26 protein-coding genes and 1 other annotated feature are annotated in these 24,664 nt (G+C 63.0%); of the genes, 15 read left to right on the forward strand and 11 right to left on the reverse strand.

Features of this window, described 5'->3' with window-relative positions; genetic code table 11:
* Window positions 1–126 precede the first annotated feature (126 nt).
* Window positions 127–1,302 (reverse strand): MATE family efflux transporter, encoded by a 1,176-nt coding sequence (locus ACQRD3_RS02840; protein WP_427779714.1) that lies wholly within the window; start codon window positions 1,300–1,302, stop codon window positions 127–129.
* Between the two features lie 199 nt (window positions 1,303–1,501).
* Between ACQRD3_RS02840 and ACQRD3_RS02845 the strand changes: the two genes are divergently transcribed.
* A complete protein-coding gene (locus ACQRD3_RS02845; protein ID WP_080908481.1) occupies window positions 1,502–2,557 on the forward strand; it encodes a P1 family peptidase in 1,056 nt (351 codons plus the stop codon).
* Between the two features lie 84 nt (window positions 2,558–2,641).
* On the opposite strand, the gene ACQRD3_RS02850 is transcribed toward ACQRD3_RS02845, so the two are convergent.
* From ACQRD3_RS02850 to ACQRD3_RS02870, 5 genes are read right to left on the reverse strand one after another with little or no spacing between them, the layout of a single operon-like run.
* Entirely contained in the window at window positions 2,642–3,265 is a 624-nt protein-coding gene (locus tag ACQRD3_RS02850; RefSeq protein ID WP_427779716.1) for a stage II sporulation protein R, read from the reverse strand.
* A 55-nt stretch (window positions 3,266–3,320) separates the two neighbouring features.
* Entirely contained in the window at window positions 3,321–4,181 is an 861-nt protein-coding gene (ispE, locus tag ACQRD3_RS02855; RefSeq protein WP_427779718.1) for a 4-(cytidine 5'-diphospho)-2-C-methyl-D-erythritol kinase, read from the reverse strand.
* Window positions 4,182–4,192: 11 nt separating this feature from the next.
* Window positions 4,193–5,476, reverse strand: coding sequence for a DUF1015 domain-containing protein (locus tag ACQRD3_RS02860; protein WP_427779720.1), 1,284 nt, complete (start codon window positions 5,474–5,476; stop codon window positions 4,193–4,195).
* 27 nt (window positions 5,477–5,503) lie between these two features.
* A complete protein-coding gene (locus ACQRD3_RS02865; RefSeq protein ID WP_080908484.1) occupies window positions 5,504–6,694 on the reverse strand; it encodes an aminotransferase class I/II-fold pyridoxal phosphate-dependent enzyme in 1,191 nt (396 codons plus the stop codon).
* On the reverse strand, window positions 6,691–7,170 hold the full coding sequence (locus ACQRD3_RS02870; RefSeq protein ID WP_427779722.1) for an Lrp/AsnC family transcriptional regulator: 480 nt from the start codon (window positions 7,168–7,170) through the stop codon (window positions 6,691–6,693). The genes ACQRD3_RS02865 and ACQRD3_RS02870 overlap by 4 nt, the downstream gene beginning before the upstream one ends.
* Window positions 7,171–7,358: 188 nt before the next feature.
* On the opposite strand from ACQRD3_RS02870, the gene ACQRD3_RS02875 reads away from it, so the two are divergent.
* Both ACQRD3_RS02875 and ACQRD3_RS02880 read left to right on the forward strand, forming a co-directional pair.
* A complete protein-coding gene (locus ACQRD3_RS02875) occupies window positions 7,359–7,652 on the forward strand; it encodes a DUF2089 family protein (protein ID WP_427779724.1) in 294 nt (97 codons plus the stop codon).
* Window position 7,653: 1 nt separating this feature from the next.
* Window positions 7,654–7,992 carry a hypothetical protein gene (locus ACQRD3_RS02880; RefSeq protein WP_427779726.1) on the forward strand — a complete coding sequence of 113 codons (339 nt, stop codon included), beginning with the start codon at window positions 7,654–7,656 and terminating at the stop codon, window positions 7,990–7,992.
* Between the two features lie 6 nt (window positions 7,993–7,998).
* Here the strand turns inward: ACQRD3_RS02880 and ACQRD3_RS02885 are convergent, their stop codons facing one another.
* On the reverse strand, window positions 7,999–8,568 hold the full coding sequence (locus ACQRD3_RS02885; protein ID WP_080908488.1) for a uracil-DNA glycosylase: 570 nt from the start codon (window positions 8,566–8,568) through the stop codon (window positions 7,999–8,001).
* Window positions 8,569–9,009: 441 nt separating this feature from the next.
* Here ACQRD3_RS02885 and aspS point away from each other — a divergent pair, with 441 nt between their 5' ends.
* The 6 genes from aspS (at window position 9,010) to ACQRD3_RS02915 (ending at window position 15,903) form a co-directional block, all read left to right on the forward strand.
* Window positions 9,010–10,332 (forward strand): aspartate--tRNA(Asn) ligase, encoded by a 1,323-nt coding sequence (aspS, locus tag ACQRD3_RS02890; protein ID WP_427779729.1) that lies wholly within the window; start codon window positions 9,010–9,012, stop codon window positions 10,330–10,332.
* A gap of 20 nt (window positions 10,333–10,352) precedes the next feature.
* Window positions 10,353–10,640, forward strand: a complete 288-nt coding sequence (gene gatC, locus ACQRD3_RS02895) for an Asp-tRNA(Asn)/Glu-tRNA(Gln) amidotransferase subunit GatC (protein ID WP_427779731.1) — start codon at window positions 10,353–10,355, stop codon at window positions 10,638–10,640.
* Between the two features lies 1 nt (window position 10,641).
* Window positions 10,642–12,099, forward strand: a complete 1,458-nt coding sequence (gene gatA, locus ACQRD3_RS02900; RefSeq protein ID WP_427779733.1) for an Asp-tRNA(Asn)/Glu-tRNA(Gln) amidotransferase subunit GatA — start codon at window positions 10,642–10,644, stop codon at window positions 12,097–12,099.
* Complete coding sequence (gene gatB, locus ACQRD3_RS02905) at window positions 12,096–13,550, forward strand: Asp-tRNA(Asn)/Glu-tRNA(Gln) amidotransferase subunit GatB (protein ID WP_427779735.1); 1,455 nt, start codon at window positions 12,096–12,098, stop codon at window positions 13,548–13,550. The genes gatA and gatB overlap by 4 nt, the downstream gene beginning before the upstream one ends.
* A 21-nt stretch (window positions 13,551–13,571) precedes the next feature.
* Window positions 13,572–13,810, forward strand: a binding site (T-box leader).
* Window positions 13,811–13,865: 55 nt separating this feature from the next.
* Complete coding sequence (gene leuA / locus ACQRD3_RS02910) at window positions 13,866–15,560, forward strand: 2-isopropylmalate synthase (RefSeq protein WP_080908493.1); 1,695 nt, start codon at window positions 13,866–13,868, stop codon at window positions 15,558–15,560.
* 136 nt (window positions 15,561–15,696) lie between these two features.
* Entirely contained in the window at window positions 15,697–15,903 is a 207-nt protein-coding gene (locus ACQRD3_RS02915) for a hypothetical protein (protein WP_080908494.1), read from the forward strand.
* A 108-nt stretch (window positions 15,904–16,011) separates the two neighbouring features.
* On the opposite strand, the gene ACQRD3_RS02920 is transcribed toward ACQRD3_RS02915, so the two are convergent.
* The 4 genes from ACQRD3_RS02920 to leuC form a co-directional block, all read right to left on the reverse strand.
* Complete coding sequence (locus ACQRD3_RS02920) at window positions 16,012–16,410, reverse strand: helix-turn-helix domain-containing protein (RefSeq protein WP_427779737.1); 399 nt, start codon at window positions 16,408–16,410, stop codon at window positions 16,012–16,014.
* A gap of 290 nt (window positions 16,411–16,700) precedes the next feature.
* Complete coding sequence (gene leuB, locus ACQRD3_RS02925; RefSeq protein WP_427779739.1) at window positions 16,701–17,786, reverse strand: 3-isopropylmalate dehydrogenase; 1,086 nt, start codon at window positions 17,784–17,786, stop codon at window positions 16,701–16,703.
* Complete coding sequence (locus ACQRD3_RS02930) at window positions 17,783–18,268, reverse strand: 3-isopropylmalate dehydratase small subunit (protein WP_427779741.1); 486 nt, start codon at window positions 18,266–18,268, stop codon at window positions 17,783–17,785. Before ACQRD3_RS02930 ends, leuB begins: the two co-directional genes overlap by 4 nt.
* Before the next feature lie 49 nt (window positions 18,269–18,317).
* Window positions 18,318–19,580 carry a 3-isopropylmalate dehydratase large subunit gene (gene leuC / locus ACQRD3_RS02935; RefSeq protein ID WP_427779743.1) on the reverse strand — a complete coding sequence of 421 codons (1,263 nt, stop codon included), beginning with the start codon at window positions 19,578–19,580 and terminating at the stop codon, window positions 18,318–18,320.
* 91 nt (window positions 19,581–19,671) lie between these two features.
* On the opposite strand from leuC, the gene ACQRD3_RS02940 reads away from it, so the two are divergent.
* From ACQRD3_RS02940 to ACQRD3_RS02965, 6 genes are all read left to right on the forward strand, one after another.
* On the forward strand, window positions 19,672–20,286 hold the full coding sequence (locus ACQRD3_RS02940; protein ID WP_080908498.1) for a Crp/Fnr family transcriptional regulator: 615 nt from the start codon (window positions 19,672–19,674) through the stop codon (window positions 20,284–20,286).
* 81 nt (window positions 20,287–20,367) lie between these two features.
* Window positions 20,368–21,027, forward strand: a complete 660-nt coding sequence (locus tag ACQRD3_RS02945) for a class II aldolase/adducin family protein (RefSeq protein ID WP_080908499.1) — start codon at window positions 20,368–20,370, stop codon at window positions 21,025–21,027.
* Entirely contained in the window at window positions 21,027–21,458 is a 432-nt protein-coding gene (locus tag ACQRD3_RS02950; protein ID WP_080908500.1) for a cupin domain-containing protein, read from the forward strand. Before ACQRD3_RS02945 ends, ACQRD3_RS02950 begins: the two co-directional genes overlap by 1 nt.
* Window positions 21,458–22,207 carry an SDR family oxidoreductase gene (locus ACQRD3_RS02955; RefSeq protein WP_427779746.1) on the forward strand — a complete coding sequence of 250 codons (750 nt, stop codon included), beginning with the start codon at window positions 21,458–21,460 and terminating at the stop codon, window positions 22,205–22,207. Before ACQRD3_RS02950 ends, ACQRD3_RS02955 begins: the two co-directional genes overlap by 1 nt.
* Before the next feature lie 55 nt (window positions 22,208–22,262).
* Window positions 22,263–23,345, forward strand: a complete 1,083-nt coding sequence (mtnA, locus tag ACQRD3_RS02960) for an S-methyl-5-thioribose-1-phosphate isomerase (protein ID WP_080908502.1) — start codon at window positions 22,263–22,265, stop codon at window positions 23,343–23,345.
* A gap of 136 nt (window positions 23,346–23,481) precedes the next feature.
* The gene (locus ACQRD3_RS02965) at window positions 23,482–24,654 is read left to right on the forward strand and encodes a BMP family ABC transporter substrate-binding protein (RefSeq protein WP_198933321.1); all 1,173 of its coding nucleotides are present in this window, start codon (window positions 23,482–23,484) and stop codon (window positions 24,652–24,654) included.
* Window positions 24,655–24,664: the final 10 nt, after the last annotated feature.

Raw genomic sequence — 24,664 nt, forward strand, 5'->3', positions numbered from 1 at the left:
CCCCAGAGTGCCACCGGCACAAAAAAAGCACCGCCCGGATACACTCGTCCAGCGCCATGGCCAGCCAAAGTCCCGCCAGCCCCATGCCAAGCGTGACCCCGAAGAGCCAACTCCCCCCTACCCCAATTACCCAGGCAAAATGACACACAGGACAATGGGGTAACGGATGTCGCCGCAGGCCTGAAGCGCACGGCACAGCACCATGTTCACCGCCCGCCCCGCTTCCAGGGGGATCTCCAGAAGCATAACGGTCTGTGCCAGGGCCAGGACGGCCGGATCTTTTGTGAAGAGGGAATAGGCCGGCCTTGCAAAAATGAACAAAACCACCGACACGGTCAGCGAGACTCCCACCGACCCCAGAAGGGCCTTTTTCACGCTGCTCCGGGTGGCCTGGATGTTGCCTCCGCCCATCAGCCGGGCCACCACCACCTGTCCGGCCTGAGAAAGGGCAGAGCCGAACAAATAGGTTATGTTGGCGAAGAGGTTTGCGTATACCCGGGTGTTTACCACAAACTGCGCAAAACGGTTGCAGATGGTCTGAATACAGATTTGGGAGAAATGATAGGACAGGGACTCTCCCCCCGTGGGCAAGCCGATGGCCAGCAGCCGCCGGAACTGCTCGGCAGGGAAAGGCCACAGGCTGCTCAGCCGGAGCACCGGTCCAAACCGCCGGCGGAAGAGCACCGCGATGATCAACACCCCGGCCGCCCGGGAGAGATCGCTGGAAAGGGCCGCCCCCAGAACACCCAGGGCAGGCACAGGGCCAAAGCCGTTGATGAGCAGGACGTTACCGACAATGTTCATGCAGTTCATCAGCACGGAGACGATCATGGTCTCCTCCATCATTTGACTGCTTCGGAAAAAGGCGGTGAAGGTGAGATAGACCGCCTGGAAGACCATCCCTACGCCAATGATGCGCAGATAGCCGCAGGCCCGGCCGAAAATGTCGGCATGGACTCCCATCCACCGGAAGATCTGACCACAGCCGAAAAACAGGATCAGGCTGACCGCCAGACCAAACACAAGATTGGCCGTCAGCGCCACGGCGTAGGTCTGATTGACCTTTTCGGTATCCCGGGCCCCGATGTACTGGGAAATGAGGATCATGGAGGCGGTGCACACCACGGAAAAGACCAGCAGCACCAGATTGGTGACCTGATTGGCGTTTCCGATGGCGCCCACTCCGGCGGGGTCACGCCAGCCCACCATGATCTGATCGGCGTTGCCCACCAGCATCTGGAGCAGAAGCTCGACAAAAATAGGCCAGCTCAGGCCCAGAATATGGCTTGTATTTTTTTTCATAGGCTCTCCTTGTCCGGTCCTTCCGGGGTCATTCTGCACATAGAGCCATTATAGGAAACCCACAGAAAAACGCAAGTGACGTTCCCGCCAGATTTCGAAAGCGGTCCTACCTCTTCTTCTGTGAAAGTCTCCCGTTTTCGTTGACGTCCTTACCCCTTCCGGGTAAAATGGAGAAAACACACATTGGGAGGAATGGATCATGGTTCAGCTCCGCGCCAGAGATCACGGCGTCACAGTGGGAGAGCTCCCCATCGGGCCCCGAAACAAGATCACCGACGTGCCCGGCATCACCGTGGGACACTGCACCGTAGACACTGAAGAGCACAAGACCGGGGTCACGGTAGTGCTCCCCGGTCCGGAAAATCCCTTTGTCCATAAGCTCCCTGCCGCCGCCTTCGTCCTGAACGGCTTCGGCAAGACAGCGGGTCTGGTACAGGTGGAGGAACTTGGAACCCTGGAGACCCCCATCGCCCTCACCAACACGCTGAACGTTGGCCTGGTCCACGATGCCCTGGTGGAGTATCTGATCGGCCGCTGTGAGGCCGAGGGTATCGACCTGACGTCGGTCAATCCGGTGGTCTGCGAGTGCAACGACGGCGGGCTCAACCGCATCCAGGTGAGAGCGGTGGGACGGGAGCAGGTCTTTGCCGCCCTGGCCGCCGCTTCCCCCGACTTTGACGAGGGGGATGTGGGCGCGGGCAAGGGCATGGTGTGCCACGGGCTCAAGGGGGGCATCGGCTCCGCCTCCCGTCGTCTGACGCTGAACGGGCGGGACTACACGCTGGGCGCGCTGGTGCTGGCCAACCACGGCCGTCTGGCCGACCTCACCATCGACGGACGGCGGGTGGGGCTGGAGATCACCCCGGAGAAGGCCGCCCGGGAATCCGATGTGGGCTCCTGCATCGTGATCCTGGCTACCGATCTGCCTCTGGACAGCCGCCAGCTGGGCCGGGTGGCCCGCCGGGCATCGGTGGGCCTGGCCAGGCTGGGCTCCTTCATCGGCCACGGCAGCGGCGAGGTCTTTCTGGCCTTCTCCACCGCCAACGCCTTCGATCCCAGAGAAAAAGCGGCCACCCGCACGGTGACCGCCTTTCACGAAAACAAAATGGATCTGCCCTTCCGGGCCGCCGCCGAGTGTACGGAGGAGGCTGTCCTCAACTGCCTCTACACCGCCCATACCGTTACCGGCTGGGACGGGAAACCCGTCTACTCGTTCCTTTCTTTCGAACAAGAAAAGAACGAGAGAAAACTTTGACAGGCTCCGTCCCCCTGTTTCGGAGCCGCCGGGAAAAGCTGCGGCACACAGAAACGGCCCACTGCTGTCTGATCTCGCACCGGGTCACTGAAAGCGGTCTGTGAGCTCGTTCCAGAGCTCCACCGCCTTGAAGCGGACCACATAGCCCTCGTCCTCCCCGGTCACCAGGCACACCTGATCCTCACTGAAGCCCTCCGCCCGCTCCGACACCGTCTCGGTGACCGAACCCAGGCACAGGGGCGGAAAGACCACGCACCACCAGTTGCGGCCCTCCCCCTCCCCCAGGGTGATCTTCAGCGCGGTATAGCGTCCGGCGGGCAGGGCGAAGTCCGGGTAGCGCTTGGTAGGGAACCAGGCGTCGTCCTCCAGCTCGGCCGTGACAGCCGCGCCGTCCGATGCCTGCGCCCCCGCCCGGGCCAGCTCCTCCAGATGGGTCGCCAGCACCCGTCCGGCCTCCTCCTGGTCGGAGATCCCCTCCAGCCAAGGCCCGGCCTTCTCCAGCACCGCATCCCGCACCCGCAGCTTGGCGGCCTGATCCTCCACCGAGTCTGATGCCCCGATCACATGGAGCCGCACCACCCGCCCCGCCAGAGCGGACTGCTGTCCGGAAAGCCAGGTGCCGATCAGCGCCGCCAGAGCCACACCCAGCAGCAGGGCCAGCTCCCAGCGATAAAACCGATTTTTCTTCTCATGTACCAAAATGGACACACCTTTCTATGTGAGGTGTGTCCATTCTTCCCTTTTTGAGGAGAATTATTCCGTTTTAGAGCGTTTGAGCCAAAAAAGTGTCCCGGCAGAGGGGCTTGACCAGCTCATAGCCCCGCCGGGCGGCCTCCCGGGTGTCAAAGAGGCCGAACACGGTGGGGCCGGTGCCGCTCATACTGGCCCCCAGCGCGCCCCCGTGGAGCATGGCCTGCTTCAGCTCCTCCACCCGCTCCCGCCGCCGGACAGGCAGCACCTCTTCAAAGACGTTGAAAAGCCTCCGGGCCACACCGGTCAGGTCCCCCGCCTCCAGGGCGGAGAGCATCCCCGCAGTGTCCGGGTGGCAGCGCAGCCGCTGGCTGTCCAGACGGCGGAAGAGCTCCGGTGTGGAGACGGAGAAACCTGGCTTGGCCAGCACCGTCCAGCAGTTGGGCAGAGACGGGAGTGGCGTGACCGCCTCCCCCCGGCCCTCGGCCAGGGCGGTTCCGCCCAGAACACAGTAGGGCACATCGGAGCCGACCCCCTCGCCGATCCGGGCCAGCGCCTCTGGCGTCAGTTCCAGTCCCAGCAGCTCATTGAGGCCCCGGAGAACGGCGGCGGCATCCGAGCTGCCTCCCGCCATCCCAGCACACACCGGCACCCGCTTTTTCAGGGTGATGTTCAGATGTCCGAAGTCCGCTCCGGTGGCCTCCGCCAGCTTTTTCGCCGCGATGGCGGCCAGGTTCCGGTCATCCGCCGGCAGAAAGCCCAAATTGGTGGACAGGGAGATCCCCTCTCCCGGCACGGTCTCCAGAATAAGTGTATCCGTCAGGGAGACCGACTGCATCACCATCTTCATCTCATGGTATCCGTCGGGACGCCTGCCCAGCACATCCAGAGTCAGATTCAGTTTCGCGGGGGCCTGTACAGTCATGGAAGGCATGCTCTTCTCCTTTAGCGGATCCTCCGGGCTTCTAAATAAAAGCGCTTGTCGTTGGCCTGGCCCATGGAAAAGGTCTTGCGCGGCAGTACGCCGTCGTGAATCACGGTGGGGAACAGCTCGTCCTTGCCCATGGGAGGCAGCAGGAATGCCATATTGCCGCTGCGGCGGCCCAGGTCCTGAGCCACATCGGCGCCGTGGATGTAGTCGATGCTGCCGCCGTGCTCTTTGACATAGCCGTCCAGAAAGGTCTGGAGCGTGGCCGCCGGGAGCTGCTGCTCCGGGCTGGGCACCGTCACCGCGCCCTCTCCCCCAGCCCAGACATAGCGGAGAACGTGGCCCGCCCCTTCCCCGTTATGAGAACTGGGAAAAGACTGCCGTAGAGAAGCCAGCAAGTCTTTTCCATTGACATCAAACACCACACGGTGGATCGGCTCAAATTCCAGAGAATCATCGTGAAGGTCAACTACTTCACACAGTGCGTAACGAGAGGGCAGTTCGGCCCAGTGGGCGGGGTCCGTGAGCCGCTTCTGGCGCTCATAGCACTCCCGGGCGGTGGCCAGGGAATGGTTGCCGTCTCCCACGGCGAACTGGAGGACCGGGATCCCCGGCTCCAGGCCGTACCGGGCCTGGAACGCCGCCGGGTCAAACAGGGCCCGCAGCGCCGCCGCCGTCCGGGCGGCGCTCGCCTCATCCAGCAGCCAGCCGGTCAGATGGCCGCCTTCCTCCATGAGGTCGAAATCGTAGAGCAGCTCCATGCTGCCCTTCCGTTCGCCCAGGGGCTCGATCACCGTCTGTTCCGGGTCGTCGCACAGGAGCATGATGTGGGGCAGCTCGATGGGGGCGTTCTTCCGCACCGCCACCCGGGGCGGGATGCGGCTCATGACGGTCCCCTCGGTGGCCCGGACAGCCGAGGGAGCGCCGGGCTCGTAGTCGTACTGCTCCAGATCCACCTTGCCCACCAGGCCCCGGCGCACCTTCCCGTTTTTCAGGGTGCGCTCCACGTAGATAAGAGCCCCGGGCAGCGTGCGGAAGCGGCCCTCCCGGAGATAGCGGGTCATGGTGTTGTTGATCTCCATGATGTCGGTCTCCACGTTGGGGCCGTCCAGGCAGCTCTCGGGCAGGATGAGGCGCAGAGCCGAGGGGGCGGAGCCCACGAACTCCTCCACCCGCTGCCAGTATTCCGGCTGTGAGGTGTACTGGTCGCAGGCCACCACGGACCACTTGGTGTATTCGCATTCCACCGGCAGCAGGATGTCTGCGGGGGAGAAGGCCAGCCCTTCAAACAGTTCGGACATATACAGTCAGCTCCTTTTCAGGAGGCGTCAGGCCTCGCCCCGCCCCTGCTTCTTTTTCAGATTGGTGAGGAAGTTATCCAGCCGGGTCAGCGCCTCGGCGATGTCTTTCATGGAGGTGGCATAGCAGCAGCGGACAAAGCCCTCGCCGCCGGGACCGAAGGCCGCGCCGGAGATGACGGCCACCTTCTCCTCCATGAGAAACCGCTCGCAGAACTCGTCTGAGCTGAGGCCTGTCCCTCGGATGTCGGGGAATACGTAAAAAGCGCCCCTGGGCTCGTGGCAGGGCAGGCCGATCCGGCGCAGGCCCTCCACCAGGTAGCGGCGGCGGCCGTCGTACTCGTCCCGCATCTTCTCGATGTCCCGGTCGCCGTTCTGCATGGCCTCGATGGCGGCGTACTGGCTGGTGGTGGGTGCTGACATGATGCCGAACTGGTGGAGCTTGAGCATCTGCTTGATGATGGGGGCCGGTCCGCAGACATAGCCCATGCGCCACCCGGTCATGGCGTGGCTCTTGGAGAAGCCGTTGACCACCACCGTCCGGTCATAGAGCTCGGGCAGGTTGGCCGGAGAAAAGTGGTGCTGGCCATAGGTCAGCTCGGCGTAGATCTCGTCGGAGAGGAGCATCACGCCGGTGCCCCGGAGCACCTCGGCCAGGGCCTCGTAGTCCGCCTTTTCCATGATGCCGCCGGTGGGGTTGTTGGGGAAAGGCACCACCACCAGCTTGGTTTTGGGGGTGAGGCAGGATTTCAGCAGCTCGGGGGTGAGCTTGAACTCATCCTCCACCCGCGTCTCGGCCAGCACGGCCTTGGCGCCAGTCATCTGCGCCAGCGGGGCATAGCAAACGAAGGAGGGCACAGGGATGATGACCTCGTCCCCCGGGTTCAGAAGGGCCCGCATGGTCATGTCGATGGCCTCGCTGCCGCCCACGGTGACGATCATCTGGGTGGCGAAGTCGTATTTCAGGTCAAAACGGCGCTCCAGATAGGAGGCAATGTCCCGCCGCAGACCGGCCATGCCGGCGTTGGAGGTGTACTTGGTGAATCCCTTCTCCAACGAGTAGATGCCCGCGTCCCGGATGTGCCAGGGGGTAACGAAGTCGGGCTCGCCCACGCCAAGGGAGATGGCGTCCTTCATCTCCTCCAGGATGTCGAAGAAGCGCCGGATACCGGAAGGCCGGAGCTCCTTGACCCGCTCCGAGAGGATCGAATCGTAATTCATACGAAAATCCACTCCTTCTCCTGCTCTTCCCTCTTTTCAAAGATCAGGTGGTTCTCTTTATACTTGCGCAGAATGAAGTGGGTGGCAGTACCGGTGACATCTTCCAGGGTGGCCAGCTTCTCCCCCACAAAATGGGCCACTTCCTTGAGGGTGCGGCCCGAGATGATGACGGTCAGATCAAACGCGCCCGACATGAGGTACACGCTCTCCACCTCGTCATACTGGTAGATGCGCTCGGCCACCCGGTCAAAGCCCTCTCCGCGCTGAGGGGTCACCTTGACCTCAATGAGGGCCGTGACAGCCTCCCGATGGGTGCGGTCCCAGTCCACCACCGCCTGATAGCCCAGAATGATCTTTTCATCCTCATATCGCTTGATGGCGGCCTCGACCTCCTCCACCGTCATGCCGGTCATGGATGCCAGCTGATCGCGGGTCAGGGTGCAGTCGCTCTCCAAAAGCTGAAGCAATTTTGCCATACTGATTTCCTCCCATCCTTGAGACGATTTGGGTTTATTATAGTCCCCGCTTCCGGGGAAAAGCAACCTTACAGTCAAATTTTTGCATCTTCAACTTTCATAAAGAAAAACAAAATATTGACTTTCATAAAATTAAATGTTATCTTTTATATTATAAAAGCACTTAGGAAACGGAGGTGCGTGTTCCCATGGAAATACTCCCGGACTGGATGGCCGCGCTGGAGGAGGAGGACCTGGCCTTTATCCGCAGCTTTGTCCTCTGCTCCGGCTCCCTGAAGGAGGCGGCCGCCCTGTATGGCGTGACCTACCCCACCGTGCGCCTGCGGCTGGACCGGCTCATCCAGAAAATCAAACTGGGCGAGGACCGGGCTCAGGACCCCTATGTGGCGCTGGTGAAGCGGCTGGCCGTCAACGACAAGCTGGACTTCGACACCGCCAAGCTCCTCATTCAGGAATATCGAAAACAAAAGGAGGACCTGTAACATGCAGATCACAGCCGCTCTTCTGATCCCCGCGCTTTTGATTTACCTGGGGATTCCCACCGCCCTGTTTGGCATCCTGGAATACTTCCTGTCCAGGACCGAAAGCCCCTGGCCAGGGCGGGTGCTTCCGATCTTGTCCGCTCTGTGCTCCGTGGGCGGCGATCTCCTTCTGCTGTTCAATCTTGCCTCCCAAAATCTGCCGGCCGCCTTCCTGAGCCTGGCCGGGAGTCTCCTCATTTTGAACATCCCAACCCTGGTCTTTCTGCTGATCTACCGCACCACCCGGAAACGGTTTATTGAAAAAAAGGACCTGGACAAGATGAATATCCAGGACCTGTGACACGCCTCAGTAGGTGTGGTCACAGATCTCCCGAATCTTGGCCTGGATGGCTTTGAGATCCTCAAAGGTCTCGGGGCGGCGGCGGGGGTCCCGCAGAATGGCCGCCGGATGATAGAGGGCCGTGCGCAAAATGCCGTCCCTCTCAAACCACTGGCCGTGCTCCCGGGTGATCTTGAAGTCGTCCCGAATGTATTTCATCGCCGCAATCCGGCCCAGGCAGATGATGATCTTGGGCTGGATCAATCTGATCTGCGTCTCCAGCCACTGAGAACACGCCTCCTGCTCAATGTTCAGCGGGTCCCGGTTCTGGGGCGGGCGGCACTTGACCATGTTGGCGATATAAATGTTTTTCTCCCGGCTCAGATCGATGATCTCCAGCATGTCGTCCAGCAGCTTGCCCCCCCGGCCCACGAAGGGACGGCCGGTCAGATCCTCCTGCTCGCCGGGGCCCTCTCCGATACACAGGACCTCCGCCTGGGGATTTCCCTCCCCAAAGACCACGTTGGTGCGGGTTTCCGCCAGAGCGCAGCGGCGGCAGTTCAGGCACTCGCCGCGCAGAGACTCCCACTCGTTCATATCCTCTCCCCCTTTGTGTTTATGAACATTGTACCACACACAAAGGCCGTTGGAAAGTTGGGATTCTGTGTAAATTCACCATTGTAATTTGATAAAGTTCTGCGTATAATAACACCAAATAAAAGCGATGAAGGAGACCGTTCCTCGGGCGTGCCGACAGGAAATACGGGTCACCGACTGAGAGCCCGTTCCGGCAAAGAGAGGCAGCGCAACACTCCGGAGCCCGCGGTTCGAGGCCGAGAGGCGTCAGGGCCGTGCGTCCTCCCACGTTACGGGAAAAGAGTGGCCGCTTCAATGGTGAGGCGGCAAGCCTGGGTGGTACCGCGGAATATTTCCGTCCCGAAGCTGTGTAGCAACAGCTTCGGGACTTTTTTCGTCTCAGGCTCCATTCTTTTCGGTTCCCGGCGAAGGGGCCGGGCCGAGTCATAAGGTGTGATCCCCATGAAAAAAATGAGCGGAATCCCGACCGAGACCTTCACCCCCCTGAAAACCCTTTGCCCTGCGGCCCTGCCGGACCGCCCCGTCACCGTGCGGGGCATGGTCCACGCCCTCAGAAAGCTGGGCGGCATCACCTTCCTCACCCTCCGGGGCCCCGAGCGGGTGCTCCAGTGCGTCTTTGCCCAGGACGCCGCGCTCCGGGACGTCACCGAGGAGTGCGCCGTGGCGGTGACCGGCGTTCTCCGGGCCGAGGAGCGCGCCCCCGGCGGCATGGAACTGGCAGCGGAGACGCTGACCGTTCTCTCCCGGCCTGCCGCCCCTCTCCCCGTCCCCGTGTCCAAATGGAAGCTGGATCTGAACCTGGACACCGAGCTGGCCCTGCGGCCGGTGGTGCTCCGCAACCTGCGGCAGCGCTCTGTGTTCCGGGTGCAGGAGGCCCTGGCCAGGGCCTTCCGGGACACCCTCCACGCAGACGGCTTCACCGAGATCCGCACACCCAAGATCGTCCACGCCGGGGCGGAGGGCGGCTCCAACATCTTTCGGCTGGACTATTTCGGCCGCAAGGCGTTTCTGGCCCAGTCCCCCCAGTTTTACAAGCAGATGATGATAGGAGTCTATGAAAAGGTCTTTGAGGTGGCCCCCGTCTTTCGGGCGGAGAAGCACTCCACCCCCCGCCACCTGAACGAATACACCTCCATGGACTTTGAGATGGGCTTTCTCGACTCCTTTTACGACATCATGGAGGTGGAGACCCGGTTCCTTCAAAACGCCGTGAAACTGCTCTCGGCGGAGTACGCCGCCGATCTCGCCCGCCTCGGGGTCGAGCTGCCCGGCGTGTCGGCCATCCCCGTGCTCCGCTTCGACGAGGCCAAACAGCTGGCGGCGGAGGAATACCACCGCCCCATCCGGGACCCCTACGACCTGGAGCCGGAGGAGGAGCACAACATCGGCCGCTATGCCAAAGAGAAATTGGGCTCCGACTTTGTATTTGTCACCCACTACCCGAGCAAAAAGCGCCCCTTTTACGCCATGGACGACCCGGAAAACCCCAAATACACGCTCTCCTTTGACCTGCTGTTCCGGGGCGTGGAGGTCACCACCGGCGGCCAGCGCATCCACGACTATCAGGAGCAGGTGGACAAGATGCTCGCCCGGGGGATGCACCCGGAGGAGTTTGAGAGCTACCTCATGATCCACCGGGCGGGCATGCCCCCCCACGGCGGGCTGGGCATCGGGCTGGAACGGCTCACCGCCCGCCTGTGCGGGCTGGACAACGTCCGCCGCGCCTGCCTCTTTCCCCGGGATCTCAGCCGGCTGGAGCCGTGAGCAAACAAGGAGGTATTTGAATGAAGATCACAGAAGAAATGGTGGACTACATCTCCGTCCTCTCCCGGCTGAGACTGCCGGAGGAGGAGCGGGGCGCAATGACCGCAGAGCTGGAGCGGATCGTCTCCTATATGGATGTGCTGGAGTCCTTGGACACCACAGGCGTGGAGCCGCTGAGCCATGTATTTCCGGTGAAAAACGTCATGCGGCCCGACCGGGTGGTCCCCTCCTGGCCCCGGGCCGACCTGCTCTGGAACGCCCCCGGGCACGACGATGAGGCGTTCCTGGTCCCGAAGGCGGTGGAGTGAGATGAAAAACACACCGCTGTGCGCGCTGACCGCGCTGGAGCTGGGCGCGGCCCTGCATGGGGGCGAGGTCTCCCCCGCCGACGTCCTGGAGGCGGCCCGGGAGCGCATCCGCGCCTGCCAGCCCGAGAACAACGCCTTTATCACCGTCACTGCCAACTCCGTTCCGGCGGGAGAACCGGCGGACGGCCCGCTGGCCGGGGTTCCCATGGCACTGAAGGACAACATCTGCACCCGGGGAGTGATGACCTCCTGCGCCAGCAAAATGCTGGGCGGCTTCCAGCCCCCCTACGACGCCACTGTGGCGGAAAAGCTGACCCGGGCGGGGGCCGTGTGCCTGGGCAAGCTCAACATGGATGAATTCGCCATGGGCTCCACCTCGGAGACCTCCTTTTACGGGGCCGTCAAAAACCCCTGGGATCTGACCCGGGCCCCCGGCGGCTCTTCGGGCGGCGCGGCGGCCGCCGTAGCCGCCGGAGAGATCTGGTACGCCATCGGCTCGGACACCGGCGGCTCCATCCGCCAGCCCGCGTCCTACTGCGGCGTCACCGGCATGAAGCCCACCTACGGCACTGTCAGCCGCTACGGCCTCATCGCCTACGCCTCTTCCCTGGATCAGATGGGCCCCATCGCCCGCTCCGCCGCCGACTGCGCCGCGGTGCTGGACCTCATTCAAGGCAAGGACCCCAGGGACGGCACCAGTCTGGAGGGCAGCTACGGAACGCTGCTGCGCTCCCTCACCGGAGAGGTAGGGGGACTGAAGATCGGCCTCCCCGCCCAGTGCTTCGGGGACGGGCTGGACCCGGAGGTGCGCAGAGCCGTACTGGCCGCGGCGGATGCGCTCCGCAGCCGGGGGGCCGTGGTGGAGGAGTTCTCCCTCCCCGTCATGGACTATGTGGTGCCCACCTACTATATCATCGCCTGCGCCGAGGCCAGCAGCAACCTCTCCCGGTTTGACGGCGTGAAGTACGGCTGGAGAGCCGAGGGATATGAGGATCTCACCGACCTCTACCGCAGGACCCGGACCGAGGGCTTCGGCGAGGAGGTCAAGCGGCGCATCCTGCTGGGCACCTTCGTCCTCTCCACCGGCTACTACGACGCCTACTACAAAAAGGCGCTCCAGGCCAAGGCCGTCATCCGGAAAGCCTACGACGAGGCGTTTCAAAAGTATGACGTTTTGCTCACTCCCGTGGCCCCCTCCACCGCGCCCAAGCTGGGGGAGAGCCTGTCCGACCCGCTGAAGATGTACCTCTCCGACATCTACACGGTCCCCCTCAACCTGGCGGGGCTGCCCGGGATCTCAGTCCCCTGCGGATTTGACAGTCAGGGCCTGCCCATCGGTGCCCAGCTCATCGGCCCCGCCCTCGGCGACGGCGTCATTCTGAATGCCGCCCACGCCTTCCAGCTGGAGACCGACTTCCACAGACAAACCCCTGCCCGGAAAGGAGGCGCCGCGGTATGACCTGGGAAACTGTCATCGGCCTGGAGACCCACGTGGAGCTGGCCACCAAAACCAAGATCTTCTGCTCCTGCACCACTGCCTTCGGCGGCGAGGCCAACACCCACTGCTGCCCGGTGTGCACCGGAATGCCCGGCACCCTCCCCGTCCTCAACGAATCCGTGCTGGAGTTTGCGGTCAAGGCCGGGCTGGCCCTCAACGGCGACATCACCCGCTTCTGCCGGTTCGACCGGAAGAACTACTTCTACCCAGACCTGCCCAAGGCCTATCAGATCAGTCAGCTCTACCTCCCCATTGTCCGGGACGGCAGGGTGCCCATCCGCACCCCCTCCGGGCTGGAGAAGGTCATCCGCATCCACGAGCTTCACATGGAGGAGGACGCGGGCAAGCTGGTCCACGACCCCTGGCTGGACCAGACCAAATGCGACTACAACCGCTGCGGCGTCCCCCTCATCGAGATCGTCACCGAGCCCGACTTCCGCTCCGCCGAGGAGGTGGTGGCCTATCTGGAGAAGCTGCGCTCCACGCTGCAGTACCTGGGCGTCTCCGACTGCAAGATGCAGGAGGGCTCCCTGCGGTGCGACGTGAACCTGTCGGTACGCCCCGCCGGCTCGGAGGAACTGGGCACCCGCACAGAGATGAAGAACCTCAACTCCTTTAAAGCCATTTCCCGCTCCATCGCCTATGAGACCCGTCGGCAGATCGAGCTCATCGAGGAGGGCAAACGGGTCATCCAGGAGACCCGGCGCTGGGACGACAACAAGGACGCCACTTTCGCCATGCGCTCCAAGGAGAACGCCCAGGACTACCGCTACTTCCCCGAGCCGGACATCCCGCCTCTGGAGCTGTCCGAGGAATATCTGGACCACCTCCGGGCCGGGCTGCCCGAGATGGCGGAGGAGAAAATGACCCGCTACCAGGCGGACTACGGCCTGCCGGAGTACGACGCCCAGATGCTCACCGGCCAAAAGGCCCTGGCCGACTTCTTCGAATCCACGGTGGCTCTGGGTGCCGACCCCAAGCAGGCCGCCAACTGGATCATGGGGCAGGTGCTGGGACAGCTTTCCGCCCGGGGCCTGGAGGCAAAGGACATGAAGCTCTCCCCCAGGACCCTGGTTCACCTCATCGAGCTGGTGCGGACGGGCAAGCTCAACCGCAACACCGCCGTCAAAGTCTTTGAGGCCGTCTTCGCCGACGACGGCGATGTGGACGGCTACGTCAAGGCACACGGCCTGGAGCAGATCAGTGACCCCGGTGCGGTGGCCGGCGCGGTGGAGGCCGCCTTCGCGGCCAACCCCCAGTCGGTGGCAGACTTTCACTCCGGCAAGGAGAAAGCCTTCGGCTTCCTGGTGGGCCAGGTCATGCGCCAGCTCAAGGGCAGGGCCGACCCCAAGGCGGTCAACGAGGCGGTGCGAAAGAAACTGGACGAGGCAAAATGCGGGCTTGACAAATAACGGAAAAGGTTTTAAAATGACTTTAATGTGATGAAGGGAAGAAGGCATTTCCAGCGTCCTCAGAGAATTGGCGGTCGGTGCGAGCCAACGGGTGAGCAGAAATGCGAATACTGGTCCCTGAGCTGTTCGGCTGAACCCGCTGGGAAGTAGGCCGGATCGTCTGACCCCGTTACCGGTCATGGCCTTGTTGGAGGCCACAAGGGCCGACTGGGCAACCGGCGGCTGAAGCAGGGTGGTACCGCGTCTTACACGCCCCTGACCAGATTTGGTCAGGGGCGTTTTTTTGTCCCCTGACACGCAAGGAGGAAATCGATCATGAAGCAAGGTTTTGAGAAGTACATCCCCTTCGTCCCCCTCAAGCGCCCCCGCCGCTCCTGGCCCGACAAGGAGCTCAAGCAGGCCCCCGTCTGGTGCTCGGTGGATCTGCGGGACGGCAACCAGGCACTGGTGGACCCCATGAACGTGGAGGAAAAGCTGGAGTTCTTTCATACGCTGGTGGACATCGGCGTCAAGGAGATCGAGGTGGGCTTCCCCTCCGCCTCCGAGGTGGAGTACGACTTCTGCCGCACCCTCATTGAGGGCGGCCACATTCCGGACGACGTGACCATTCAGGTCCTGGTCCAGGCCCGGCCCCACCTCATCACCAGGACCTTTGAGGCCATTGAGGGGGCCAAACACGTCATTTTCCACTTCTACAACTCCACCTCCACCCTCCAGCGGAAAGTGGTCTTTCACACCGACGTCCAGGGCGTAAAGCAGATCGCCGTGGACGCCGCCGAGCTGATTTACGACATGGCCCAGCCGGTGATCGCCTCGGGCATGGACCTCCGGTACGAGTACTCCCCCGAGTCCTTCATGGGCACCGAGATGGACGCCGCCGCCGAGATCTGCGCCGCCGTGCTGGACGCTCTCCACGCCGACGCCGCCAAGCCCGTCATCCTCAACCTGCCCACCACCGTGGAGAACTGCATGCCCAACTACTTTGCCGACGAGATCGAGTACTTCATTGAGAAGCTCCCCGGCCGGGAGCGGGCCATCCTCTCTCTCCACCCCCACAACGACCGGGGCGAGGGCGTGGCCACCGCCGAGATGGGCCTGCTGGCCGGAGCCGACCGGGTGGAGGCCACCCTCTTTGGAAACGGCGAGCGCACCGGCAACGTGGACATGGTGACCCTGGCCCTCAACCTCTACACCCAGGGCGTGGACCCCCGGCTGGACTTCTCCCAGATCAACCGCATCCGGGACGTGTACGAGCGCTGCACCAAGATGAAGATCGGCCCCCGCCAGCCCTATGTGGGCGAGCTGGTGTTCACCGCCTTCTCCGGCTCCCATCAGGACGCCATCAACAAGGGCACCCAGTACATGCGCCAGAGCGGCAGCCCATTCTGGGAGATCCCCTACCTCCCCATCGACCCCGCCGACGTGGGACGGGAATATGAGCCCATCGTCCGCATCAACAGCCAGTCGGGCAAGGGCGGTGCCGCCTTCGTCATGCAGCAGAACTTCGGCTACGACCTGCCCAAGTCCATGCAGCCGGAATTCGGCCGCATCGTCCAGGCCGAGACCGAACGGGCGGGCACCGAGCTCCCCCCCCAGCGCATTTTCGAGCTCTTCCGGGAAAACTACATCGCCGCCACCGCCCCCTATCAGCTCCTCCGTCACTCCTTTGCGGAGACAGTGGAGGAAAATGGCGCCTCCCACGTCCGGTTCACCGGCACCCTTCGCCACACCGACACTGTCTTTGATGTCACCGGCGAGGGCAACGGCCCCATCGACGCCTTCTTCAACGCCATCCACGGCCAGAAGATGGACCGCTTCACCTTTGTGGACTACAAGGAGCACGCCGTGCAGAGCGGCTCCGACTCCATGGCTGTGGCCTACATCCAGCTCCGGGACGAGACCGGGCGGGACATTTTTGGCGTCGGCATGGATCACAACATCAATTTGGCCCCCCTGCGCGGCATCCTCTCCGCCATCAACCGGGCCTGGCAGACCCGCCACCGGGGCTGATTTGACAGCACGCCTGCAAGACGAAAAAGTTTTCCTTCATTTTTGCAATATATCTTGCATTTTCCTTTTCCCGGGCATATACTATGGATAAGGATAGGGGCCTTGAAACGGCCCTTGGGGAAAGGAGCGTTTCCTGATGTATGCAATTCGTTTTGGAGGGATCGAACTCCCCGCTTCCACGCAGAGTGAGGTCTTGCAGATGGCCGGCTCGGACAGCGGTTTTCCCACTGCGGAAGAGCGGCGGGCCCGCCGGGCGGAGCGTCTGGCCGAGCTCCGGTTCCGCAGGATGAAGGGATATCCCGTCTCCCTGGCGGAGCGCTGGATGGCCTTTTGGCGGACATAAACGCAAATGAAACACGGTCCTGCTGAGTGAACCTCAGCAGGGCCGTGTTTTGTTCCGCCGAAAAGAGCCGCAGGCAGGAAAACGATCTGCCGTTTTCCCCGGCCCCGGTCAATGCTTGCCGTTCAGCAGGGAAACGCCCGCACAGGCAAGGCCAATACCAAGCAGGGAAAAGGCAGACGGTGAAGTGATCTTGTCAAGCGCGGAAAGGACCGTAACTGCAACGCCCATGGCCACGGGTATTGCTTTCAGGATTACCTGGATCGTCTCTGCAACGGAACTCTGCTCCTGCACTTTTCCCTTTGTTTTACTCTGCATCAGCTCATCCACCGATACACCCAGGATCTCCGCCAATTTTGGAAGAGAGTTGACATCAGGGCAGGATATGTCCCTCTCCCATTTTGATACGGCTTTGTCCGTGACCCCCATCTGTTCCGCCAATTCGAGCTGGGTCATTTCCTGACTTTTTCTCAAGGATGAAATCATCATTCCAAGCGTACCATTCTTCATACTGTCATTTTCTCCTCTCGCCTTGATGATTTCATGATAGCCGCCCGCTTGTCATAACTCAACCGACCATCAGTTTCGCTGCGTCGCCGGGTGGTTTACCTGCAGTCTCCTTCCAAACAGCCGCGCTCAGCGCAGGATCTGCACCCCCGCAGATCCTTTTGAGCCAGTATAACATTCTTGGAAAAAACTATAAATGTGGCGGACAACTCCGGTCCGCCCCTGCGGGAATACCGTGTCTCTCGCAGGGGCGGTCTGAGATCGCCCGCTTTTTCCTTTCTTGTATGAGTCTCTTACAGCTCCGACAGCTTCTCCCGGATGCGGCGGCCCATCTCCCGGGTTCCGATGCTGCTCTCCCCCTGCCTGGCGATGTCGGGGGTCCGCCAGCCCTCGGCCAGGACCGCGTCCACAGCCTGCTCGATGGCCTGTGCCTCCTCGGCCCGCTGGAAGGAGTAACGGAGCATCATGGCCACCGACAGAATGGTGGCGATGGGGTTTGCCTTGTCCTGTCCGGCGATGTCGGGGGCAGAGCCGTGGATGGGCTCATAAAGCCCGGGAGCGCCGTCGCCGATGGAGGCGGAGGGCAGCAGGCCGATGGAGCCGGTGACCATGCTGGCCTCGTCGGAGAGGATGTCGCCAAACATGTTTTCGGTCACCACCACGTCGAACTGGCCCGGATCCCGCACCAGCTGCATGGCACAGTTGTCCACCAGCACGTCCTCGTAGGCCACGTCGGGATATTCCGCCGCCAGGCGGTGCATGACGCTCCGCCACAGCCGGGAGGTCTCCAGCACATTGGCCTTGTCCACACTGGACACCTTGTGCCGGCGGAGACGGGCCAGCTCAAAGGCCCGACGGCCGATCCGCTCGATCTCCTTTTCCGAGTAGGCCATCAGATCGGTGCATTCGGTGCCCCGATCCTCAGTCTCATACCGGCCCCGCTGGCCGAAGTAGATCCCGCCGGTGAGCTCCCGGACCATCATGAGGTCGATGCCCTTTTCCGCCGTCTCCTTTTTCAGCGGACTGGCCTCCGCCATGGCGGGACGCAGGGTGGCCGGGCGGAGGTTGGCATACAGCCCCAGGTCCTTGCGGATCGCCAGAAGGGCGGTCTCCGGGCGCTGCTCGGCGGGCTTGTCGGCCCCCCACCTGGGGCCGCCCACCGCCCCCAGCAGGACGGCGTCGCAGGCACGGCACCGCTCCGCCGTGCCGTCGGGATAGCTCTTCCCCACCGCGTCGGTGGCACAGCCGCCCAGCAGCACGTCCACATACTCCACATGATGGCCGAACTTGGCCGCCGCCGCGTCCAGCACGCCCACGGCCTCGTTCACCACCTCGGGGCCGATGCCGTCGCCCCGGATGAGCGCAATTTTATAATTCATTTCGCCACACCTCTCGCCTTCAGGGAATTGAGCAGTCCCCCGCTCCGGATGATGCCGTCGATGAAGGCCGGGAAAGGGGCCGCCTGCCAAGACTTGCCCGCAGTCTCGTCCGTGATGATCCCGGTGGCGAAGTCCACATCCACGGTGTCCCCCGCCGAGATGCCGTCCACCGCCTCTGGACACTCCAGAATGGGAAAGCCGATGTTGATGGCGTTGCGGTAGAAGATGCGGGCAAAGCTCCTGGCAATGACGCACTTCACCCCGCAGGACTGGATGGCCAGGGGGGCGTGCTCCCGGGAGGAACCGCAGCCGAAGTTGGCGCCACCCACAATGATGTCTCCGGCCTCCACGGTGGAGGCAAAAGCGGGGTCTATGTCCTCCATGCAGTGGGAGGCCAGCGCCTTGGGATCCGGGTCGTTCAGGTGCCGGGCGGGAATGATGACGTCGGTGTCCACGTTGTCGCCGTACTGATATAGTTTCATGACTGCTCCGTCCTTTCGCTGCTCTTGATAGAAGTTTCGGCTCCCCTGCTCAGGAGAGGGCGGCCGGGTCGATGATGGCGCCGGCCACCGCGGAGGCGGCAGCCACGGCGGGGCTGGCCAGAATGATTTCCGAGCTCACGGGGCCCATGCGGCCCACAAAATTCCGGTTGGTGGTGGACACACACCGCTCCCCGTCCGCCAGCACGCCCATGTGTCCGCCCAGGCAGGGCCCGCAGGTGGGGGTGGAGACGGCGCAGCCGGAGGTGATAAAGGTCTCGATGTAACCCGCCTTCATGGCGTCCATGTAGATCTGCTGGGTGGCGGGAATGACGATGCACCGCACCCCGTCCCGGACCTTCCGTCCAGCCAGGATGGCGGCGGCCTCCGCCAGATCTTTCAGGCGTCCGTTGGTGCAGGAGCCGATGACTACCTGCTGCACCCCCATGCCCGCCGCTTCATCCACCGTCCTGGTGTTGGAAGGCAGGTGGGGCAGGGCCACGGTGGGCCGGAGGGCGGACAGGTCGATGACCACCTCCCGGTCATAGACGGCATCGGGATCGGCCTCAAAGGCCTCCCAAGGGCGGTCCACCCTGTCCTTCAGGTAGGCCCGGGTCTGCTCGTCCACGGGAAAGATGCCGTTCTTGGCCCCCGCTTCGATGGCCATGTTTGAGATGGTAAAGCGGTCGTCCATGGTCAGTTCGGCCACCCCTTCCCCGGCAAACTCCAGGGACTGGTAGAGGGCCCCGTCCACCCCGATGAGGCCGATGAGATGGAGAACCACGTCCTTGCCGCCCACATAGGGGGGCAGCTTTCCGGTCAGCACCACCCGAATGGCGGCGGGCACCTTGAACCAGGCAAGCCCCGTGGCCATGCCGGCAGCCATGTCGGTGGAGCCCACGCCGGTGGAGAACGCGCCCAGCGCGCCGTAGGTGCAGGTGTGGGAGTCAGCCCCGATGATGACCTCGCCGGGGGCGGTGAGGCCCTTTTCGGGCAACAGAGCGTGCTCGATGCCCACCTGTCCCACGTCGTAGAAATGGGTGATGTCGAACCGCCGGGCAAAGCTCCGCGCCTGGGCGCAGAGCTGGGCGGACTTGATGTCCTTGCAGGGGGTGGAGTGGTCCAGGACGATGGCGATCCGGTCCCGGTCAAAGACCTGGGTCAGCCCCGCCTTCTCAAATTCCGTGATCGCCACAGGGGTGGTGATGTCGTTGCCCAGCACAAGGTCCAGCTTCGCCTCGATCAGCTGTCCCGCCCGCACCGCCTCCACGCCCGCGTGTTTTGCCAGGATCTTCTGGGTCATGGTCATTCCCATATTCGGTCCCTCCCTTTCTGTTGGCTCCAGTATGGCATTTTTTCTTGCATAAGAATGTAGCACGTGATACAATTTTGCCGAGGTGAGGCATATGAAGCAAGACTGGGCCCCCTTGGCCGAGGGCCGCCAGCCGAGGGCCTTTGCCCCGGGGCAGATGATCTATCTCCAGGGGACGGAGGCCGACGGGTTCTTCTATTTGCTGGAGGGCACCGCCAAAAGCTACATCAGCTCTCCGGAGGGTTCCGAGCGGCTGCTCGCCCTCCACGCCCCGGGGGATCTCATGGGGGAGGCCTCCTTTTTCGACCAGTGTCCACGGGTCTCCTCCGCCGTGGCGGTGACTCCGTGCAGGGCGGTGCGCATCGACCGGTCCCAGCTGGACCGGGTGTTTCAGGCCCACCCCGAACTGGCCTTCCCCATGCTCCGCTACCTGGCCCGGACCGTGCGGATGCTCTCGGGTCATGTGGACGATATCTCCTTTCACCCCGCCGACCGCCGCCTGGCGGGACTGCTGCTCAGCCGGGCCGACGGCCACGGGCTTGTCCGGGCCACCCATGAGGAGCTGGGCTCCGCCGTGGGAGCCAGCCGGGTCACCGTGAGCCGGACGCTCTCCCGCTTCACGGGCCTGGGCTGGATCGAGACGGGCTACCGCTCCCTGCGCCTTCTCGACCGCACCGCGCTGGAGGATTTTTCCCTCTCCGGGCCCTGAACGCTCCGGCGGAAGCGCCTTGCTTTTCCCCCGCCTTCATGCTACACTTCAAATACCATTTTACAATACGGAGGACATCGTATGGATCAGCAACTGCGAGAAGAGCTCTGCGAGATCTGCCACCTGCTGTATGAGCGGGGCTATGTGGTCAGCAACGACGGAAATGTCTCCGCCCGCACCCCCTGGGGAACCGTCCTCATCACTCCTTCCGGGGTGGGGAAGGGCCGGATGACCCCGGACATGCTGGTGGAGACCGATCTGGAGGGCAACATTCTCTCCGGAGACCGGAACCCCTCCTCGGAGAGCAAAATGCACTGGATGCTCTACCGGGAGCGGAGCGACGTGAACGCCGTGGTCCACGCCCATCCCCCCATATCCACCGCCTTCGCCATCTGCCGCAAGCCCCTCACCCAGCGCTACCTGGCCGAGATGGTGGTAGGCCTGGGAGAGGTGCCGGTGACCGAGTTTGCCATGCTGTCCACCGACGAGGTGCCCGCCTCCGTCCGTCCCTTCGTCCGGGATCACTCCGCCGTCCTGCTGGCCAACCACGGTGCCCTGACCTGGGGCCCCTCCCTCCTCTCCGCCTTCGACCGCATGGAGACGGTGGAGCAGACTGCCAAGGTCTATTATTATGTCAACCAAATGGGGGGCGGCGTGGAGATGACCGAGGCTCAGGCCGCCACCCTCAAGTCCATGACCGGCTTTTATCAGCAGCTGGCCCGGAAACGGGAGGGTGTGTGATGGAACATACGGCGGAAGAACTGATCGCCGCCCTGGAGCTGGTGCCCCTGGAGGACGAGGGCGGCTGGCACCGGTGCATGTGGCGCTCGGCGGACGACACCACGGTCAGCTGCATCTACTACCTTTTAAAAAAGGGAGAGCGCTCCCGCTGGCACCAGCTCAAGTCCAACGAGGTCTGGACCTGGCACGCCGGTGGCAGTCTGGAGACCACGCTGGGAGGCGCGGGCGAGCGGCCCGTCCCCGGGGCGAAGCAGGTCTTTGGCCCCCGGCTTGGGGTGGACTCGGGCTATGTCTCGGTGGTGCCTGCCGGCGCGTGGCAGACCACCCGGGTGGTCGACGGCGACTTTGCCCTGGTCTCCTGCGTGGTCTCCCCCGCCTTCCGGGATGAGGACTGCTACCTCCCCCACCCGCCCGTTGAGGAGGAGCTGTGATGGATTTTTCACTGAACGGAAAAGTTGCCGTGGTCACCGGCGTCAGCCGGGGTCTGGGGCGTGCCATGGCCATCGCCCTGGCTCAGGCGGGAGCCGACATCGTGGGCGTAGGCTATCACGGCATGGGCTCCACCCAGGCCGAGATCGAGGCGCTGGGCCGCAGAGCCTTTCCCATCACCCACGACCTGGGAAACAGCGAACTCGCCCCTGCGCTGGCGAAAAAATGCGTCGACGCCTTCGGGCGGGTGGACATTCTGGTCAATAATGCCGGGATCATCCGCCTCTCCCCCGCCGAGAACCACACCGCCGAGGATTTTGACGCGGTGATGGAAGTCAACCTCCGCTCCCTCTTTCTCCTCACCCGGGACATCGCCCGGCAGATGATCGCTTTGGGGGGCGGCAAGATCATCAACACCTGCTCGGTGCAGTCCTGCCGGGGCGGCTCCGGGGACGCGGCCTATGTGGCCAGCAAGCACGCCGTCTACGGCCTGACCCGGGCCTGGGCCAACGAGTGGGGCAAATACCACATCAACGTCAACGCCATTGCCCCAGGCTACATGGTCACCGACAACACCGCCAACCTCCGCACCCACGCCGACGCCGTGGCCCAGATCAACGCCCAGATCCCCATGGGCCGCTGGGGACAGCCCGAGGACCTGATGGGCCCGGTGGTGTTCCTGGCCTCCTCCGCCTCCGACTACGTCAACGGCCATCTGCTGGCGGTGGACGGCGGCTATTTGAACTGCTGACGCCCGTTCGGGCTTCCTTCCCAATCTAAACCAGAAAAACAAAGGAGTGTCACCCATGTCCGAGGAACTGACCAAAGTGACCCATGTGGACAACGTCCGCCTGGGGGACGACGAAAGAAGCGTGGTCATCATCGACCAGACCCAGCTGCCCAACCGCACGGTATATCTCACCCTGCGCACAAAAGAGGAGATGTTTGACGCCATCAAGCTGCTGCGGGTCCGGGGCGCCCCCGCCATCGGCATCTGCGCCGCCTACTGCATGTATGCGCTGGCCCGGCAGATCGACACCGATGACTACACCTACTTTGTCTCTGCCTTCCACTCCATCAAGGAATACCTCAACTCCTCCCGCCCCACCGCCGTCAACCTCAGCTGGGCCCTGAACCGGATGGAGAAGGTCCTGGAGCAGGGGGAGAACGACGAGGATCTGGGAGATGTGCTGGAGCTTCTGGGCAAGGAATGCCGGGCCATCCATCAGGAGGACATCGCCATGTGCCGGGCCATCTCGGAATACGGCCTGTCCCTCCTTCAGGACGGAGACGGTATCCTCACCCACTGCAATGCCGGCCCTCTGGCCACCTCCCGGTACGGCACCGCCCTGGGCCCCCTCTTCCTGGGCAAGGAACAGGGCAAGGAATTCCATGTCTTTTCCGATGAGACCCGTCCCCTTCTCCAGGGCGCCCGTCTCACCTCCTACGAGCTTCAGAAGGCGGGCATCGACGTGACCCTCATCTGCGACAACATGGCCTCCATCGTCATGAAGAACGGCTGGATCAACGCCTGCCTGGTGGGCTGCGACCGCATTGCCGCCAACGGCGACGCGGCCAACAAGATCGGCACCTCCGGGGTGGCCATCCTGGCTAAGCACTACGGCATCCCCTTCTATGTGCTGGGCCCCACCTCCACCATCGACATGAACTGCAAAACCGGCGACGACATTGAGATCGAGCTCCGGGACCCGGAGGAGATCAAGAACAAGTTCTACGCCGAACCCCAGGCCCTGGCCGAGGTCAAGTGCTACAATCCCGCCTTCGACGTCACCGACCACAGCCTCATCACCGCCATCGTCACGGAAAAAGGCATCTGCCGCGCCCCCTTTACCGAGAGCCTGGCCGCTCTTTTCCCGGAACAACAGTGAACGGGATCGGACCTGCGGTCACAATTTTGTCAAATACCGTCTTGAAAAACAGCCGAAAAATTAGTATGATAGTTAGTATATAAAGCTGCATATGCGGTTTTGTATTTTTGCCCTGAAAACATAAGGAGGAATTAGAATGAAACTGAGCAAGAAGATCCCTGCGATGGCCCTGTCCCTTGCCATGGCGTTCTCTCTGGCCGCCTGCGGCGGCGGGACCGCCAAGGAGTCCGCAGCTCCCGCCGAGAGCGCTGCTGCTGAAAGCGCCGCTCCCGAGGCCAAGGGCCTGAAGATCGCCATCTGTACCAGCCCCAACACCGTGGACGACGGATCCTTCAACGAGGACAACTACGACGGTGTGCTCTCCTTCATTGCCAGCCGCGGCGACATCGACACCGTGACTCCCGTCCAGGAGCCCACCGGCGACCCCGCCGCTGCCGCCCAGACCGTCAGCGACGTCGTGGCTGACTACGACGTGCTGGTGTGTACCGGCTTCCAGTTCGCCGGCATCGCCACCATCGCCCAGGACAACCCCGACAAGTACTTCATCCTGGTGGACTCCTTCCCCTCCGTCGACGGCAAGGACGCCGAGGTCGAGAACGTCTACGCCATGCAGTTCGCCGAAAACGAAGGCGGCTTCTTCGCCGGCATCGCCGCCGCTCTGGAGACCCAGACCGGCAAGGTCGCCGTGGTCAATGGTGTGGCCTACCCCTCCAACGTCAACTATCAGTTCGGCTTTGAGTCCGGCGTGGCCTACGCCAACAAGAACCTGGGCGCCAAGGCTGAAGTCGTGGAGATCCCCTCCTACGCCGGCACCGACGTCACCGGAGCCAACGTGGGAGGCAACTACACCGGCAACTTCGGCGACGAGGCCATGGGCAAAGTGGTCGGTCAGGCTCTGATCCAGCAGGGCTGCGACATCATCTTCGTGGCCGCCGGCGCTTCCGGCAACGGTGTGTTCACCGCCGCCAAGGAAGCCGGCAACGTGAAGGTCATCGGCTGCGACGTGGACCAGTACGACGACGGCGCCAACGGCGACAGCAACATCATCCTCACCTCCGCCCTCAAGAACATGGCCATCAACGTGGAGCGTCAGCTCAACGCCATCGTGGACGGCACCTTCAAGGGCGGCAACTACACCCTGCAGGCCGATACCGACTCCACCGGCTACGTCTCTGCCGACGGCCGTCAGCAGCTCTCTGAGGCCACGCTGAAGACTCTGGCCGACGTGTATCCCCTGGTGAAGGACGGCACCATCGTGCCCGCCTCCAACTTCAACGGCAACACCCCCGACAACTTCCCCGGCCTGTAAGCCGGTTTCA

The sequence above is a fragment of the Candidatus Pseudoscillospira sp. SGI.172 genome, from assembly GCF_050313575.1.
GTDB lineage: Bacteria > Bacillota > Clostridia > Oscillospirales > Oscillospiraceae > Vermiculatibacterium.

Coding starts and splice junctions, on each gene's coding strand:
- ACQRD3_RS02840 (WP_427779714.1), bottom strand. CDS start 1,302: ATGAAAAAAAATACAAGCCATATTCTGGGCCTGAGCTGGCCTATTTTT.
- ACQRD3_RS02845 (WP_080908481.1), top strand. CDS start 1,502: ATGGTTCAGCTCCGCGCCAGAGATCACGGCGTCACAGTGGGAGAGCTC.
- ispE (WP_427779718.1), bottom strand. CDS start 4,181: ATGCCTTCCATGACTGTACAGGCCCCCGCGAAACTGAATCTGACTCTG.
- ACQRD3_RS02860 (WP_427779720.1), bottom strand. CDS start 5,476: ATGTCCGAACTGTTTGAAGGGCTGGCCTTCTCCCCCGCAGACATCCTG.
- ACQRD3_RS02865 (WP_080908484.1), bottom strand. CDS start 6,694: ATGAATTACGATTCGATCCTCTCGGAGCGGGTCAAGGAGCTCCGGCCT.
- ACQRD3_RS02870 (WP_427779722.1), bottom strand. CDS start 7,170: ATGGCAAAATTGCTTCAGCTTTTGGAGAGCGACTGCACCCTGACCCGC.
- ACQRD3_RS02875 (WP_427779724.1), top strand. CDS start 7,359: ATGGAAATACTCCCGGACTGGATGGCCGCGCTGGAGGAGGAGGACCTG.
- ACQRD3_RS02880 (WP_427779726.1), top strand. CDS start 7,654: ATGCAGATCACAGCCGCTCTTCTGATCCCCGCGCTTTTGATTTACCTG.
- ACQRD3_RS02885 (WP_080908488.1), bottom strand. CDS start 8,568: ATGAACGAGTGGGAGTCTCTGCGCGGCGAGTGCCTGAACTGCCGCCGC.
- aspS (WP_427779729.1), top strand. CDS start 9,010: ATGAAAAAAATGAGCGGAATCCCGACCGAGACCTTCACCCCCCTGAAA.
- gatC (WP_427779731.1), top strand. CDS start 10,353: ATGAAGATCACAGAAGAAATGGTGGACTACATCTCCGTCCTCTCCCGG.
- gatA (WP_427779733.1), top strand. CDS start 10,642: ATGAAAAACACACCGCTGTGCGCGCTGACCGCGCTGGAGCTGGGCGCG.
- gatB (WP_427779735.1), top strand. CDS start 12,096: ATGACCTGGGAAACTGTCATCGGCCTGGAGACCCACGTGGAGCTGGCC.
- leuA (WP_080908493.1), top strand. CDS start 13,866: ATGAAGCAAGGTTTTGAGAAGTACATCCCCTTCGTCCCCCTCAAGCGC.
- ACQRD3_RS02915 (WP_080908494.1), top strand. CDS start 15,697: ATGTATGCAATTCGTTTTGGAGGGATCGAACTCCCCGCTTCCACGCAG.
- ACQRD3_RS02920 (WP_427779737.1), bottom strand. CDS start 16,410: ATGAAGAATGGTACGCTTGGAATGATGATTTCATCCTTGAGAAAAAGT.
- leuB (WP_427779739.1), bottom strand. CDS start 17,786: ATGAATTATAAAATTGCGCTCATCCGGGGCGACGGCATCGGCCCCGAG.
- ACQRD3_RS02930 (WP_427779741.1), bottom strand. CDS start 18,268: ATGAAACTATATCAGTACGGCGACAACGTGGACACCGACGTCATCATT.
- leuC (WP_427779743.1), bottom strand. CDS start 19,580: ATGGGAATGACCATGACCCAGAAGATCCTGGCAAAACACGCGGGCGTG.
- ACQRD3_RS02940 (WP_080908498.1), top strand. CDS start 19,672: ATGAAGCAAGACTGGGCCCCCTTGGCCGAGGGCCGCCAGCCGAGGGCC.
- ACQRD3_RS02945 (WP_080908499.1), top strand. CDS start 20,368: ATGGATCAGCAACTGCGAGAAGAGCTCTGCGAGATCTGCCACCTGCTG.
- ACQRD3_RS02950 (WP_080908500.1), top strand. CDS start 21,027: ATGGAACATACGGCGGAAGAACTGATCGCCGCCCTGGAGCTGGTGCCC.
- ACQRD3_RS02955 (WP_427779746.1), top strand. CDS start 21,458: ATGGATTTTTCACTGAACGGAAAAGTTGCCGTGGTCACCGGCGTCAGC.
- mtnA (WP_080908502.1), top strand. CDS start 22,263: ATGTCCGAGGAACTGACCAAAGTGACCCATGTGGACAACGTCCGCCTG.
- ACQRD3_RS02965 (WP_198933321.1), top strand. CDS start 23,482: ATGAAACTGAGCAAGAAGATCCCTGCGATGGCCCTGTCCCTTGCCATG.